This window comes from Bradyrhizobium ganzhouense, from assembly GCF_049949285.1.
GTDB lineage: Bacteria > Pseudomonadota > Alphaproteobacteria > Rhizobiales > Xanthobacteraceae > Bradyrhizobium > Bradyrhizobium ganzhouense.
Map to the genome: position 1 here is coordinate 1,460,308 of NZ_CP181318.1, position 12,933 is coordinate 1,473,240.

Below are 12,933 nucleotides of genomic sequence, written 5' to 3' on the forward strand. Positions count from 1 at the left end.
CTCGAAATGAACTAACTGATGACATCGAGCGCCTTGGGCGCGCCGCGCCTGACAGCCCATACAATAAGTATACCGCCGACGATAAGCATCGGGATCGACAGCAGCATGCCCATGGTTAATCCGCCCCAGAGGAAGCCGAGCTGGACGTCCGGCTCGCGGAAATGCTCACCGGCGATGCGGGTCAGGCCATAGATCAGGATGAAGCTGCCGAGGATCATGCCGGGGCGCTTGAGCGCGCCGAGGCGGATCATCACGGCGAGCACAGCGAACAGCAGAATGCCCTCCATGCCCGCCTCATAGAGCTGGCTCGGATGGCGCGGCAAATGCGAGGGATCGTTGGGGAAGATCATGGCCCAGGGCACGCTCGCATCGGTGGCGCGGCCCCACAATTCGCCGTTGATGAAATTAGCGATGCGTCCGAGCAGAAGCCCGATCGGCGCGACCGCGGTGGTGATGTCGCCGAGCGACAGGATCGAGATGCCGTTGCGATAGGCAAACCACATCACCGCGACGACGCAGCCGAGGAAGCCGCCGTGGAACGACATGCCGCCTTCCCACAGCCGGAAGATCGCAGTGGGATGATCGATGAAGAAGGGCAAATTGTAGAACAGCACGTAGCCGGTGCGGCCGCCCAAGATGATGCCGAGCGTGACCCAGAGGATGAAGTCGTCGATCTGCACCAGCGACATCGGCGCGGGGCCGCCCCACAGCCGCTCATTCTTCAGCAGCGAGCGGGCGTACAACCAGCCGATAACGATGCCGCCGATATAGGCCAGCGCGTACCAGCGGATCGCGAACGGCCCGATCGCGACCGCGATCGGGTTGAAGGACGGAAAGTCGATGAGCAGAAAGGGCATCGCGCCTTCTATGACTGGACGAGATTGCGGCGATAGAGCGCCAGCAAGCGTTCCCAATGCCGCTCGGCGGCGTCTCGGTCATAGACCGGGCGCTTGGGGAAGGCGAAGCCGTGATGGGTGCCGGGATAGATCTCGACCTCGGCCTTGGCGCCCTTCATGCTGTCGGCTACTTTCGCGATCACCTCCGGCGGCGCGTAGATGTCGCTCTCCGCGCAGGCGAAATACAGCTCGGCCCTGGTCTTGCTTGCGGCAAGATGCGGGCTGTTGTCCTCGTCGGTCGCCAGATGCGTGCCGTAGACCGAGGCGGCGGCCTTGACGCGATCAGCAAAATGCGTGGCGGCGTTGACGGCATAGCGGCCGCTCATGCAATAGCCGACCGTACCGACGATGTCGGTGTTCGCCGCCGCCTGGCCCTCGGCATAGGCGAGCAGCGCTCGTGTGTCGTCCATGATCATGGGAATATTGAGCGAGGCCATCAGCTGGAACATGCGCTTGCGCTCCGGCGAATTCGGATCGGCCGGCAGCGGCCCGATCTCCATCACGCCGGAGCGGTAATAGAGGTTCGGCAGCATCACGTAGTAGCCGGACGTTGCGAGCCGGCGCGCCATGTCGCGCAGCTCTTCGCGGATCGCCGGCGCGTCCATGTAGAACAGGATGACCGGGAAGGGGCCGCCGCGCTCGGGATGGACGATGAAGGTCGCGGTGTGGCCGTCCTTGGTGGGAATTGCGATCTGCTGCTCGAACATGTCTTGCGTTCCGCCTTGTGATTCTTGTTATGCAGGGACGTTGAATACGATTGCAAGGAAACCGGGGCATGACAAGGATACCGCCGCGCGGCCCTTGAACCGGCCTCCGCGGATTGCCATTGTCTTATCCGCCGTTCGCGCAAAGTTTATCGCAGGCCGCCAAGAGACCGATCAGGAGACCGACATGACCCAGACCACCAACCGGTTTTTCGACGAGATCGGCCGCCTCATGAACGATGCCGCCGGTGCCGCGCAGGGCGCCAAGCGCGAGTTTGATACGGTGCTGCGCAACCAGGCCGAAAAATTCCTGCGCGACATGGATCTGGTCAAGCGCGAGGAGTTCGAGGTGGTCAAGGACATGGCCCGCCTCGCCCGCGAGGAGAACGAGGCCCTGAAGGCACGCATCGCCGCGCTGGAGGCCAAGCTCGGCGGGTAAGGCCGGTCCGTAGCCCGGATGGAGCGCAGCGTAATCCGGGGCGCTGCGCCCGCGGAACCACCCGGATTACGCTTCGCTCCATCCGGGCTACCGTTCCCGCCCCCACCGCCCATTCTCCTTGTCATTTCCGCATCTTCCGGGTAAAAGCCCGCCAGTTCGTGGCCCCCGCACCCCTGGAGGCTTGCTGCGAACGATGCCATGGGCCGCGCTGCGGCCCATTAACTTTTGCAAAAACAAGGACTTAGACTATGGCGACGACCGTCAAGGAATTGAAGGCGACCGCACGTCCGAAGAGCGGCAAGGGGGCCGCCCGGGCTGAGCGTCGCGCCGGGAAAGTGCCCGGAGTGATCTATGGTAACAAGCAGCCCCCGCTCCCGATCTCGGTTGACGATCGCGAACTGCGCCAGCGCATCCTTGCCGGCCGGTTCCTGACCACGCTGGTCGACATCGACCTCGACGGCAAGAAGCACCGCGTGATCCCGCGCGACTATCACCTTGATCCGGTCAAGGACTTCCCGATCCATGTCGACTTCATGCGTCTCGGCGAAGGTGCGACCATCCGCATCAGCGTTCCCTTGCATGTCGTGAAGGCGGAAGGCTCGCCCGGCGTGAAGCGCGGCGGCGCCGTCAACATCGTCGCCCATGCGATCGAGATCGAATGCGGCGTCGAGAGCATCCCGCAATACATCGAGGCCGACGTCGGCTCGCTGGAAATCGGTCATTCGCTGCATCTGTCGGACGTCAAGCTGCCGACCGGCGTGAAGGCGCTGACCCGCGAGGACGCAACCCTCGTCACCATCGTGCCGCCGTCCGGCTACGCCGAAGAGCAGAAGGCCGCGGCTGCGGCTGCTGCTGGTGGCGCGGCTCCGGCGGCTGGTGCAGCTGCTCCGGCGGCCGGCGCAGCTCCGGCTGCGGGTGCTGCTGCTCCCGCGGCTGCTGCCAAGGCTCCGGCCGGCGGCGACAAGAAGAAGTAATCTCTCATAGCTGGCGCGCGGTCTCTGATCGCGCGCCGAGCGAGGGGCGCGCCGCGTCATGCGACTCTTTGTTGGGCTCGGCAATCCCGGCGCGAAATACGCACGTAACCGGCACAATATCGGCTTCATGGCCGTCGACGAGATTGCGCGGCGTCATGGTTTCGCACCATGGCGCCGTCGTTTTCAGGGCGAGACCTCGGAAGGCACGCTCGGCACTGAGCGCGTGATCCTGCTCAAGCCGACGACCTATATGAACGACTCCGGCCGCAGCGTTCAGGAAGCGGCGAGCTTCTTCAAGATCGCGCCGGGCGACACCACGGTGTTTCACGACGAGCTCGAACTGCCGCCGGGCAAGGTGCGGGTGAAGATCGGCGGCGGCATTGCCGGGCATAACGGCCTGCGCTCGATCTCCGCCCATATCGGCAACGACTACCGCCGGGTGCGGCTCGGCATCGGTCATCCCGGCGTCAAGGAGATGGTGCACGGCCATGTGCTGTCGGACTTCGCCAAGGCCGACAACGACTGGGTGACGACGCTCTGCGACGCGGTGGCCGAGCATGCCGCACTGATCGTCAAGGGCACGGACGCGACCTTTGCCAACAGGGTGCATCTGGCGATGCAGGCGAAGGGATTTTTGACCAAGGACGAGAACGGTAAGGAATAACGCTCGTGGGATTCAAATGCGGAATCGTCGGATTGCCCAATGTCGGCAAGTCGACCTTGTTCAATGCGCTGACCGAGACGGCCGCGGCGCAGGCCGCGAACTATCCGTTCTGCACCATCGAGCCGAATGTCGGCGAGGTCGCCGTGCCCGATCCGCGGCTCGACAAGCTGTCGGCGATCGCCGGATCGGCGCAGATCATTCCGACCCGGCTGACCTTCGTCGACATCGCCGGCCTCGTGCGCGGCGCCTCCAAGGGCGAAGGCCTCGGCAACCAGTTCCTGGCCAACATTCGCGAGGTCGACGCCATCGCGCATGTCGTGCGCTGCTTTGAAGATTCCGACATCACCCATGTCGAGGGCAAGATCGCGCCGCTCGCCGACATCGAGACCATCGAGACCGAGCTGATGCTCGCCGACCTCGACAGCCTCGAGAAGCGCGTCGACAACCTCACCAAGAAGGCCAAGGGCAACGACAAGGACGCCAAGGAGCAGCTCGACCTCGTCAACCGCACGCTGGTGCTGCTGCGCGAAGGCAAGCCCGCGCGCCTCGTCGAGCGCAAGGCGGAAGAAGAGCGCGCCTTCGGCATGCTCGGCCTGTTGTCGTCGAAGCCCGTGCTCTATGTCTGCAACGTTGAGGAAGGCTCGGCCGCGACCGGCAATGCGTTCTCGAAGGCGGTGCAGGACCAGGCTGCCAAGGAAGGCGCAGTTGCCGTCGTCATCTCGGCCAAGATTGAATCCGAGATCGCCACCATCTCGCGCGAGGAGCGCGCCGACTTCCTGGAGACGCTGGGCCTCGAGGAGGCCGGCCTCGATCGCCTGATCCGCGCCGGCTACACGCTACTCGACCTCATCACCTATTTCACGGTGGGGCCGAAGGAAGCGCGCGCCTGGACCATCTATCGCGGCACCAAGGCGCCGGGCGCGGCGGGCGTGATCCACACCGATTTCGAGAAGGGCTTTATCCGCGCCGAGACGATTGCGTATGAGGACTACGTCGCGCTGAACGGTGAAGCCGGCGCCCGCGATGCCGGCAAGCTGCGCCTCGAAGGTAAGGAATACGTCGTCGCCGACGGCGACGTGATGCATTTCCGGTTTAATACGTAAGACAGGGCGAGGGCTCCCGTAGCTTCGTAGGGTGGGTTACGCCTTCGGCTAACCCACCTACGGCACCTGCGCTTGCTTCACCGCACCCCGCCGCCCTGATCCCGGATCGCGCCGAGATGCTCGTTGATGCGGAACACGATCAGGATCAATTCCGCGGCGATGCGCGAGAACACGACGCCGACGACGACGCCCGCGATCGATTCCAGCACCACCAGAAAGCCGGCGAACGGGCTGATCGCCATCGCGGTGAGGCCGGCAAAGATTCCCGAGAGCCCGAACAGGCAGATCACGCCGATCACCAGCCAGTAGAAGGTCTTGATGATCGTCGGCGTGATGAAGCGGTCCCATTGAAACAGGTCGCTGAATGAAAACATCTTTCTCCCCCGGGCAAATCGCGCCCCCGGCCACGCCAATCCGAGGCAGGTCCGGCCTGACTCGCCGAATGTAGCATGAGCCATGCGGGCCGGCGGGTTGAGATTGCCGCAAAGTGCGGCCACAATCTGGCATTCGCAAAGCATTCCCAAGATGACCCTGACCTTCGAAGATTTCCCGCCCGGCCGGTACGGAACGTTCGGCCCGCGCCATGTCACCCGCGACGAGATCCTGGCTTTCGCCGCCGAGTTCGATCCGCAACCGATGCATCTGGACGAGGAGGCCGCTGCCGCGAGCATGCTGCGCGGCCTGTCCGGCTCGGGCTGGCACCTCTGCTCGCTGATGATGCGGATGATGGCCGACGGTTTTATTACCCGCGCCGCGTCGCTGGGATCTCCCGGCGTCGACGAGGTGCGCTGGCTGTCTCCTTTAAGGCCCGGCGATGACCTCATGCTCGACGTCGACGTCGTGGAAGCCCGGACCTCGAAGAGCAGGCCGAACCTCGGCATCGTCAAGTTCAAATGCATCATGCGCAACGCCAGGGGCGAAGCGCTGTGCGAGATGACCTCGCCGATCCTGATCGAGCGGCGTGAGGGGGCAGTCTGATGCCATTCTTCGAGGAGATCGAGATCGGACATCGCCGCGAGATCGGCACCTACAATTTCACGGCGGAGTCCATCAAGACATTCGCCGCGAAATTCGATCCGCAGCGCTTCCATCTCGACGAGGAGGAAGGCAAGAACTCGCTGTTCGGCGGGCTCGCCGCGTCCGGCTGGCATGTCGGCTCGGCCTGCATGAGCCTGCTTGTCGCGGACGGCCAGCGCGCGGCGCGTGAGGCCGCGGCGCTTGGCGAGGAGGTCGCGGTGTGGGGCCCGTCGCCGGGTTTTCGCGATCTGCGCTGGATCAAGCCGGTGCTGGCCGGCGACACCGTCAGCTATGCCAACGTCGTTATCGACAAGCGTACCTCGGCCTCGCGCCCCGGCTGGGGCATCCTGACCGCCCGCACCACCGGCACCAACCAGCGTGGCGAAGAGGTCTATTCCATCACGGCTAGCGCCTTCGTGCCGATGCGGAAGGACCGTTAGACCAGTTCCAGGATGAATGGCCGAAATCAGCGCGGAAGTGTTGCCCGCGCGCTATGGACGCGATTCCGGGTGACTGCCATAAGCCTCGGCGAGATGGCTGGCCGTTGCGAAGCAGCTGCCGGAACCATCGAGTTGCTAACCAATTATGAACCTGTCGCTGTCTATTTGAACGAACCGGGCAGAGGACAGGGGACGAGAACAATGGCAGACCGCGGCGCACTCAAGCTGGTCGGATTTATCTTCGCTACCGCGACGCTGGCCGTGATGCTGGTCGCCGGCATGGTGGTGAAGGGCTATGCCGATGGTGGCTACACCCTGGAAGCCTCGACGATCGACGCGAGCCGTTAAGCGCTCGTTAACTCCGCGGGGCCACGAAGTGGCTTCCGCGCGGGGCCGCGACGCGGCCTCCGCCCTCAGCGGCTATAGACGAACGCCAAAATAGCGATCGCAACCGCCAGCAGCCCGACAAAGCGCAGCATGATGGTCCCGAACTGGTTCGGCGCGGGCCGCAGCGGTATCGGGTCCGTGTTATCGGGCCGAATGCTTTCCATCTGAAAATGTCCCCGAGGCCCGGCCGCAAGGCTGCGAGCGCTAGGCATTGGTCGCCGGGGATGGGTGGCGGGTTCAAGGCGCGGGCTCTTCTTCACCTCATCCCCGCTTGCGGGGAGAGGTCGAATTCGATCGCAGATCGAATTCGGGTGAGGGGGTACAGATCCCTCGACAGTCTCACGTGCGGAGAGAGGCCCCTCACCCCAACCCTCGCCCCGTAAGAACGGGGAGAGAAACATCCTCCTGAATCAAAACCGCCGCGCTCCTTTCGGAACGCGGCGGGTGGTGATGCCTATGCTTGCGATCAGCTGTTGCGCAGGCCGTCGGCGGCGCGCTTCCACTGGGCGACGTTGTCGGCGATCATGCGGGTCGACTTCATCGCGGCCTGGCTGAGCTGGGCGTAGCCCGAGATCTCGCGCTGGACGCGCTGGCCTTCGGCATGGAGCAGGTCGCGCAGGCTCTCGAGCTCGGAGATCAGATTCTCGATCTCGGCAAGCGAGGTGCCGGCGACGCGCTGGATCAGCGAGTTGACGTTGGTGACGGTGGCTTCCGCGCTCGGATCAAGCGGCGGCGCATCGGCGGTGGCGGTCGCGGCCGGCCGGCGCAGATAGGCGATGTCGTTGCGGACGAAATCGCGGATGCCGGCTTCGACTTCCGTCACGGCGGCGAGGTTGGTGTCGACCGTCTCGGTCTCGGTGGTCTCGGTCTTTTCCGGACGCGTGGCGTTCATCATTATTCCCCTGTTCGCGTTGAGCGCAGCGCGAGTGTCCCCCGCACGACGATGTGTGTCAGGCCGGTGCATCAGGGCGTCCGATTTTGACCGCAACGGGGCCAAGATGCGGCAAGGGCGGACGATTCGGGGGTTTTGCCGTGGCGTATGGTTACGGGATTCTAAAGAAGGCTCACCAGCTCTTCTTGAAGCCCGCGGTCAGGCTCTTGTTGACCGCGCCTTGCGAGGTCTCGCCGACCGAGCCGGAGACGGTGACGTTGTCGAACAGCTTCTGCTCGGCGCCGAACTTGCGCAGCCATTTGTCGTCGGTGGTCGACATGGTCTGGCCGACGGTGACGCTGGTGCCGGTATCGGTGATCGTCACCTTGGCGGCCTGGTCGGTCTCGTAATTGCGGGTGACGTGGCCGACGACGCCGGGCAGCGCCGTCGTGCCCTGCTGATTGACGCTGTAGCCATTCTGGAGCGTCAGCGAATAATCGGTCGACAGCGGCACCGATTTGGTCAGCGACGCTCCGAGCTTGCTCTGCTCGGCGCCGGGATCGACGCGGGCTTCGACCGCGGTCTTGTCCCAGACGGGGCCCGCGCCCGGCGCGGTCGCGGCCGCCCAGGCACTGCCGGAGGATTGCGGCAGGTTGCCGCCATTGGCAGCCTTCTGCGCCAGCAGTTCCGACATCGTGGTCGGTTCTTTCGCAACCGTCATGTCGGCGCCGATGCGGGTATCCCAGAACGAGGACACCGACTGCTTCACCTTTACCCCCGAGGAGCCGTTCGCGTTGGCGTTGGTCGACCAGTCCATCCCGTCCCTGGCGGCGGCCTGCGCGCGCTTCTTGGCGGCGATGATGTCGTTGAGCGTGCCGGCGTCGATGGCGAGTTGGCCCCAGTCGAGCTTGTCGACGTCGATGCCTTTGAGCACGTCGGGGTCGTTGACATCGGCGGTCTCCGCGGCGTCGGCCTCGTCGTCAGGCGCTGTCGCGGCGGGGGGAGGGGAGAAGGGCGGGATGATCTGGGCGGAGGCCGTCAGCACCGAGCCGAAAATGAACGCGGCCGCCAGCGGCAGCCTGGTCCAGCCAAAACCTGTCGTGAATTCCATTGCCTTGCCCGCAAGCCCAGTTCCCGCAGAAGATGCGGCGCTATCGTTGCAAAATTGTGGCGCAGAGCATGATCCGGAAAAGTGTGCGCGGTTTTTCGAAAAGATCATGCTCAAACAATGGAATGACGAACCAACGGGCCGCGCACAAGACGCGCGCGCCCAATGACGAGCATCTCCACGACGGCGTCCGGCGGGGCTGGAGGCCAGGACGTGTCGCGGGAGCATCAATCGATCGGTCCCGCAGTGCGGAGCCCGTTGGTGTCCCCCTCAGCCGACGCTGGTCATCTTTGGCAGATGAATGGCGCGGCCGAGTGCCTGCTCGACCAGGTCAAAAGTGTCGACCAGCACGCGCAAGCTGATGAGCCGGTCCGCTTTGAACTGGGCGAACTGCGCCACGCGCAAGCTGATCGGCTTGTCGGAATCGAGCGCCGTGAGCGAATAGCGCAGCATCGAGGAGGCGGAATCGACGCCCAGCATGATGCTCTCGCGGTCGAAGCGGCGGACGTGGAAATTGTCGGCGAGCTGGCGGATGACCTGGAGCACGGCCGCCTTGCCCTGGCGCGCGCCAAGGAACGGAAACATGTCGATCGGGCCATAGATCGCCCACTCGACGTCCTCGTCGATCAAGGCCTCGATGTCCTCGAAATGCCGGTCGTTGATCGCGCGGTGCAACGCACGCGAGAAACGCCAGAGGCTGTGCTCTGTCATTTTGGGGCGTCCTGAAACTGGCTTGCAGAAAAAGGGAAAACAACCCCATGCACAGCAATGTGCGAGGCGGTTGCTCAATCCATTCGTATACGAACAAAATAGGCACGATCTGCGCGAATGCAAATCACGATTTTGCAATGCACAATTGAGAGCACTTTGTGAGATTTACAATAGAACCCCGTAATCTTACCGGGGTTCGGTCAGTCTCGGCCGCGCACCGGTTCCCGCTCGATCGCGATGGCGTCGTCGCGCATGGCCATCAGGGCGAATAAAGCCGCGCCGCCGGTCCCGCCGATCGCAGCACCCAGCGGCATGAAGGTGAAGAACACCAGCATGCCGCTATAGCCTTCGAAGCTCGTGGTCTGCGCGATTTCGACCCAGGCGAGCCCGGCGCCAATGCCGAGCGCGGCTCCGCCCAACGCCCCCAGGAACAGCCCCAAGATTGCAAGCAACGCGACTTTCATCGGCCCGACTTCGCCTCCGGCGCGCAACGCCTAGGGATTGGGTCTTGGGAGCGGTGAGGGAGGTTCAACGGAGGCTTGTGGAGATGCGCGAGCTCGCGCCACACATTCGATGTCGTCCTGGCGAAGGCCAGGAGGCCATAACCCTGCGTGGCGAGCGCCGGAACCCGGACCGGCCCCAGCTCGTTGAGACGGTGACACCGCATCCGGAGACATCGATCATGAAATCCCCGTTCATCGCCGTCGCTGCCGCGCTGCTCATGCTGGGCGCGACCTCCGCCGCCAGCGCCAAGGGCTGCATCAAGGGCGCCGTCGTCGGCGGCGTCGCCGGCCATTATGCCGGCCATCACGGCGTGCTCGGTGCCGCCGCCGGCTGCCTCTACGGCCGCCACCGCGCCAATGAGCAGGACAAGCAGCAGCAACAGCAGAGCCAGGTGAACGGGCAGGGCAAGCTGTAAGCGTCTTTCGTCATTCCGGGGCGCGCGAAAGCGCGAACCCGGAATCCATCGCGCCCCTGCTCCGACTCTGGAATGGGCGTGAGCCACCTCACATCGCGCGTCTCCCGCTGCGGCTAACATCATCCGCATGTCATCAGGGAGACGTGCCATGGCCGTCACCGCCGCCGCGAGAAAATCCCGCCTGCGCAACGCGCTCGAAGGCTTTGCGCTGACCGCGATCCTCCAGAGTTTCCCGACCTTCGCCGCTGCCGCGCTGCTGCTCAAGCTGTTCGGCAACCACGACCTCGTCGGCGACCCCGGCGTCGCGATCTTCGTCGCCTTGGCCTCGCTGGTTCACGCGACGGTTGCGGTCACGCTCGGGCCGAGCTTCCCGGCGCTGTTCAAGACCCTCTACGAACCAAAATTCTTTGATTGTACGCTGTCGCTCTCCGACAAGATCACCGAATGGCGCACCCACCCGGTCGCCTCGCTGCAACTGGTGACCATCGTGCTGCTGCTGTCGGTGATGGCCGTGGTGGCGGCGAGCGTGGGGTGAGGGGAAGGGAATCTATCTCCCCGTCATTCCGGGGCGCCGCAAAGCGGCGAGCCCGGAATCCATAACCACGAATGGGTGGCTTAGACTGCTTCTCAATTATGCCGGTGCGAGCGCAGGAACTCCTTGGCCGCGTCTCGGGTCGGAAAGCGGCCAAGTTCCTCATAGTCAGGATCGTCCTCCGCCCCCTCGGGCGAGCGCAGCACGAGGAATTTTCCGCCTTCTTCCGCGATCAGCTCGGTCAAATCCTCGCTGTTGAACGGGGTCATGTCGCGGAAGCCGCAGTGCGGGCATTCATCGTCGCAGGTGCAAGACCATTCATCGGTCCATATCTCCCTGCAACGGCCGCATCGATAGAAATTCAGAAACCAAGCCATGTCGGACCTCACGATTTCAAACGGTAGCTGCCGCGAGAAACGAACTCGATAAATCCACGATCACGTAGATATTGAAGCTGTTGGCGTATCTTTGGCCTGACGTTCTGGTTACCCGGGTAAAGATCGCTGAGATGCCGGTCGAAGGCATAGGCTTCCTCCAGCGTGAACTCACGCTTGCCGAGCGATTCCACACATTTCAGCACATCCAGCAACCAGCCACGTGCTTCCAGAGACTTGCTTCGCAGGAAGAGCGTCTTCCGCCACTCTTCAAGTACAAGTTCTTTGGGCCGGACTACGCCGTTCTGCACGACATGGATCTTACCCGATTCCGGCACCTTGCTCAGCAGAATGTTCGATCCGATCCAGCCCGCACGCCGTGCGGTGGCCGCGAGTGGTTTTCGTTCTTGAATGATTTCCGGGACGAAGAAGTGCTTAGGCACGACGAAGAGATTGACGACTGCGAGTGATTGACGGTCGTAGTTCATCAGCAAAAGGTTAGGGTTGTTGCTGGCAGCAAGCCGTTCACACTTCGTCTTGTAGGCCCCGTCCGACACCGACGGGCCGAACTTTCCCTTCTGGCTCTTGAGCTCAAACTCCTCTTTGCAAGTGGTGCAAAGGAAATCGGCGACAGGGCTGTTGTTCGGAAACTGCGACATCTTGGCGTTGCCGCAATGCGGACAATATGCCCATGCTTTGACCCAAGCTTCGGTCCAGGCGCGAGCGCTCTGCGAGCCGCTGGTGTAGGTAGACTGGATTTCCTCGAAGCCAAGCTTCATGCTTCGATATCGTTTGGCTGCAGCACGGGCACAAGTTCGTACCTCTTGGGGCAGTCCGGATCGCGATCATCTTCCCCCTTGTCGATCAAGCCGATTGCCAACGAAGAGGCCAAGACCTTCTCGGTCAGAGCAACCAACAAGTTCTCAAACAAGCCCAGAATGTTCTGTTCCAGGAGGGCTAAAGTATCAATGAGCGCCTGAGGTCTAAATAGATCGAGCTTGTCGTTCCTTAATTGCCATGTCGGGAGTTGAATTTCACGATTTGCCAAAAGCCTGAAATTGTTGACCCTCACGAAATAATTCTCTTTCGGGTGCTCGAAGGCGTTTCGGACCTCTCCCCAGGCGTTTATCCAAATTTCGTCAGCTCGTAGCATTTGCGAAAGGGTGTCGGCCTCTCCAAAGGTGCTAGATGCCCATTTCGCGATACGGTCAAACTTGCCCCTCTTGAAATCTTGTTCAAAGAACGCGGGAAACAACTCCGAGATTGAATTCAGAGTATGATTTGCGAGCAAAACCACGGACCGAAAGTCGATTTCTAAGCTCTCAACTATCGGCACGGGCGGTGGAGAAGGACCGAGCGCGTAGAGCGAATAGTCAGGCAGAATTTCGTCTCTTTTTGAATCAATCGCAGTTCGGAGTCCATTGATCTGACTCGAAATTGCCAAGAGTGATGTCATCACTTCCCATGCAATATCCCGAACTCGGCGTTGTTGATCCTCGCTTGGAATAAATCGCAAGAAGTCTTCAGCCTGCAGAACCGTCCGCGCGACGATGGGATTTCGCGATCCCTTGCCCGCCACTAAGGTTTGCGCGATGGGAGCGTCATCGTGCTCCATTTCCGGATCGAGATCATTCGGAAAATTCACGCGAATAGTCTTGTCCAGACTGATAGCGTATAACCCATCTCGCCGCGAAATCATCGCAACGATTCTATCTCTAGCTTCAATGCCCAACCTCGCGAAAATCGCGCCATCACGTCGATGCTTGATGCTACCTTTATCGATCATCTGAGCCC

Annotated in this window: 20 protein-coding genes; 9 read left to right on the top strand and 11 right to left on the bottom strand. The window is 62.5% G+C overall.

Features of this window, described 5'->3' with window-relative positions; genetic code table 11:
* Positions 1-11: 11 nt before the first annotated feature.
* Positions 12-857 carry a prolipoprotein diacylglyceryl transferase gene (gene lgt / locus ACLFLU_RS06875; RefSeq protein WP_426411556.1) on the bottom strand — a complete coding sequence of 282 codons (846 nt, stop codon included), beginning with the start codon at positions 855-857 and terminating at the stop codon, positions 12-14.
* A gap of 8 nt (positions 858-865) precedes the next feature.
* Entirely contained in the window at positions 866-1,603 is a 738-nt protein-coding gene (locus ACLFLU_RS06880; protein ID WP_426411557.1) for a dienelactone hydrolase family protein, read from the bottom strand.
* 184 nt (positions 1,604-1,787) lie between these two features.
* Here ACLFLU_RS06880 and ACLFLU_RS06885 point away from each other — a divergent pair, with 184 nt between their 5' ends.
* The 4 genes from ACLFLU_RS06885 (at position 1,788) to ychF (ending at position 4,780) form a co-directional block, all read left to right on the top strand.
* The gene (locus ACLFLU_RS06885) at positions 1,788-2,039 is read left to right on the top strand and encodes an accessory factor UbiK family protein (protein ID WP_148777675.1); all 252 of its coding nucleotides are present in this window, start codon (positions 1,788-1,790) and stop codon (positions 2,037-2,039) included.
* Between the two features lie 248 nt (positions 2,040-2,287).
* Positions 2,288-3,013 (top strand): 50S ribosomal protein L25/general stress protein Ctc, encoded by a 726-nt coding sequence (locus ACLFLU_RS06890; RefSeq protein ID WP_426411558.1) that lies wholly within the window; start codon positions 2,288-2,290, stop codon positions 3,011-3,013.
* Between the two features lie 58 nt (positions 3,014-3,071).
* Positions 3,072-3,677 (top strand): aminoacyl-tRNA hydrolase, encoded by a 606-nt coding sequence (pth, locus tag ACLFLU_RS06895; RefSeq protein ID WP_326897657.1) that lies wholly within the window; start codon positions 3,072-3,074, stop codon positions 3,675-3,677.
* Between the two features lie 5 nt (positions 3,678-3,682).
* Positions 3,683-4,780, top strand: a complete 1,098-nt coding sequence (gene ychF, locus ACLFLU_RS06900) for a redox-regulated ATPase YchF (RefSeq protein WP_426411559.1) — start codon at positions 3,683-3,685, stop codon at positions 4,778-4,780.
* Positions 4,781-4,857: 77 nt separating this feature from the next.
* Here the strand turns inward: ychF and ACLFLU_RS06905 are convergent, their stop codons facing one another.
* Positions 4,858-5,154 (bottom strand): DUF4282 domain-containing protein, encoded by a 297-nt coding sequence (locus ACLFLU_RS06905; protein ID WP_027534247.1) that lies wholly within the window; start codon positions 5,152-5,154, stop codon positions 4,858-4,860.
* Between the two features lie 151 nt (positions 5,155-5,305).
* Between ACLFLU_RS06905 and ACLFLU_RS06910 the strand changes: the two genes are divergently transcribed.
* From ACLFLU_RS06910 to ACLFLU_RS06920, 3 genes are all read left to right on the top strand, one after another.
* Complete coding sequence (locus ACLFLU_RS06910; RefSeq protein WP_426411560.1) at positions 5,306-5,758, top strand: MaoC family dehydratase; 453 nt, start codon at positions 5,306-5,308, stop codon at positions 5,756-5,758.
* Positions 5,758-6,237: a MaoC family dehydratase gene (locus tag ACLFLU_RS06915; protein ID WP_426411561.1), complete on the top strand. Its 480-nt coding sequence runs from the start codon at positions 5,758-5,760 to the stop codon at positions 6,235-6,237. The genes ACLFLU_RS06910 and ACLFLU_RS06915 overlap by 1 nt, the downstream gene beginning before the upstream one ends.
* 201 nt (positions 6,238-6,438) lie before the next feature.
* Entirely contained in the window at positions 6,439-6,585 is a 147-nt protein-coding gene (locus ACLFLU_RS06920) for a hypothetical protein (RefSeq protein WP_045003736.1), read from the top strand.
* Positions 6,586-6,650: 65 nt separating this feature from the next.
* Here ACLFLU_RS06920 and ACLFLU_RS06925 read toward each other — a convergent pair whose 3' ends face one another.
* The 5 genes from ACLFLU_RS06925 to ACLFLU_RS06945 form a co-directional block, all read right to left on the bottom strand.
* Positions 6,651-6,788: a hypothetical protein gene (locus ACLFLU_RS06925; RefSeq protein WP_187437467.1), complete on the bottom strand. Its 138-nt coding sequence runs from the start codon at positions 6,786-6,788 to the stop codon at positions 6,651-6,653.
* A gap of 302 nt (positions 6,789-7,090) precedes the next feature.
* Positions 7,091-7,516, bottom strand: a complete 426-nt coding sequence (locus tag ACLFLU_RS06930; RefSeq protein WP_426411562.1) for a hypothetical protein — start codon at positions 7,514-7,516, stop codon at positions 7,091-7,093.
* A 172-nt stretch (positions 7,517-7,688) separates the two neighbouring features.
* The gene (locus ACLFLU_RS06935) at positions 7,689-8,606 is read right to left on the bottom strand and encodes a hypothetical protein (protein ID WP_426411563.1); all 918 of its coding nucleotides are present in this window, start codon (positions 8,604-8,606) and stop codon (positions 7,689-7,691) included.
* 267 nt (positions 8,607-8,873) lie between these two features.
* Positions 8,874-9,314, bottom strand: coding sequence for a nuclear transport factor 2 family protein (locus ACLFLU_RS06940; RefSeq protein WP_426411564.1), 441 nt, complete (start codon positions 9,312-9,314; stop codon positions 8,874-8,876).
* A gap of 200 nt (positions 9,315-9,514) precedes the next feature.
* Positions 9,515-9,778 (bottom strand): hypothetical protein, encoded by a 264-nt coding sequence (locus tag ACLFLU_RS06945; RefSeq protein WP_426411565.1) that lies wholly within the window; start codon positions 9,776-9,778, stop codon positions 9,515-9,517.
* 218 nt (positions 9,779-9,996) lie between these two features.
* Here ACLFLU_RS06945 and ACLFLU_RS06950 point away from each other — a divergent pair, with 218 nt between their 5' ends.
* Entirely contained in the window at positions 9,997-10,233 is a 237-nt protein-coding gene (locus ACLFLU_RS06950) for a hypothetical protein (protein ID WP_426411566.1), read from the top strand.
* A 148-nt stretch (positions 10,234-10,381) separates the two neighbouring features.
* Positions 10,382-10,768 carry a hypothetical protein gene (locus ACLFLU_RS06955; RefSeq protein WP_426411567.1) on the top strand — a complete coding sequence of 129 codons (387 nt, stop codon included), beginning with the start codon at positions 10,382-10,384 and terminating at the stop codon, positions 10,766-10,768.
* 92 nt (positions 10,769-10,860) lie between these two features.
* Here ACLFLU_RS06955 and ACLFLU_RS06960 read toward each other — a convergent pair whose 3' ends face one another.
* The 3 genes from ACLFLU_RS06960 to ACLFLU_RS06970 form a co-directional block, all read right to left on the bottom strand.
* Positions 10,861-11,034 carry a hypothetical protein gene (locus ACLFLU_RS06960; protein WP_426411568.1) on the bottom strand — a complete coding sequence of 58 codons (174 nt, stop codon included), beginning with the start codon at positions 11,032-11,034 and terminating at the stop codon, positions 10,861-10,863.
* A 116-nt stretch (positions 11,035-11,150) separates the two neighbouring features.
* Positions 11,151-11,918 carry a DpnI domain-containing protein gene (locus ACLFLU_RS06965; RefSeq protein ID WP_426411569.1) on the bottom strand — a complete coding sequence of 256 codons (768 nt, stop codon included), beginning with the start codon at positions 11,916-11,918 and terminating at the stop codon, positions 11,151-11,153.
* Positions 11,915-12,925 carry a hypothetical protein gene (locus tag ACLFLU_RS06970; protein WP_426411570.1) on the bottom strand — a complete coding sequence of 337 codons (1,011 nt, stop codon included), beginning with the start codon at positions 12,923-12,925 and terminating at the stop codon, positions 11,915-11,917. The genes ACLFLU_RS06965 and ACLFLU_RS06970 overlap by 4 nt, the downstream gene beginning before the upstream one ends.
* Between the last annotated feature and the right edge of the window lie 8 nt (positions 12,926-12,933).